The following is an 814-nucleotide window of genomic DNA, read 5'->3' as shown; positions in this document are numbered from 1 at the left end:
GCATGCGTCCCGCGGCGTCCAGCGGGCGGGCGGCGGTGAGCGGTATGCCGTACGGGCCCGCCCCGGGCGGGGCGACCCAGGCGCGGCTCTCGGCGGTACGGGCCTCGTCCGTGGCGTTGCGCAGCTCGGCCGCCGACGTCACCCGCAGCAGGCGGCGGGTCTGGAGGATGTCCGGGACGTACAGGTGGGCGCCCTCGGCCCGCGCGGCGGCGGTCATGTCGGCGACGACCGGTTCGGGCACCGGGCGGCCGGTGAACGGCATCCGGCTGGAGTGGCGCCGTGCCACGGCCGGGTACAGGGCGCGGTGGGCCGGCGAGGGGTCCCTGGTGGCGGTCAGCTGCACGGTGGCCAGGAGTTCCGGATCGCCGGGGTCCGGCAGCAGGTGCGGTACGGGCTCCCAGCCCAGGTGGGCGGCGGCGACCCGCAGGTTGAGGACGGCCGAGCCGGCGGACAGGTACAGGGCGCGTCCGTGCGGGTCGGCCAGCGCCAGGGTCCGGCTGCGGTCGGCGTGGACCGTGACCGCCCGGGTGCCCAGGTCGAAGCCGAAGCGCCAGGGCTGGGTGTTGTGGATCGAAGGCGCCGCCACCGCCGCGGCCAGCAGCGTCTCCAGGGCGGTGGCGTCTATCTCCTTGGTCTGCACAGTGGCTCCTCGCTGTCCGGGGAACCTCCGGTGTGGAGGAGTACGGCCCGTACTCCTCCACCCTGCGCCGCCACCGGGGGCGGGGCGATGGGCCGGGCGGCCCCCCGCCCCGCGCCGAGCGGCCCTGGGGGTCTTCGGCGGCGTCCTGAAGGGGCGCGGGACCGTGCCGGCGTG

General features: G+C 77.4%; 1 protein-coding gene. It reads right to left on the bottom strand.

The genetic code is table 11. The annotated features are described in order from the left end of the window. The coding region (locus B7767_RS13830; RefSeq protein WP_085572449.1) for a hypothetical protein at positions 1-640 on the bottom strand (640 nt) is incomplete at its 3' end. Positions 641-814 lie beyond the last annotated feature (174 nt).

The organism is Streptomyces sp. 13-12-16 (assembly GCF_002114215.1).
Lineage (GTDB): Bacteria > Actinomycetota > Actinomycetes > Streptomycetales > Streptomycetaceae > Streptomyces.
Note: the sequence above shows the minus strand (reverse complement) of the source record. Positions and strands in the feature narration are given on the sequence as shown.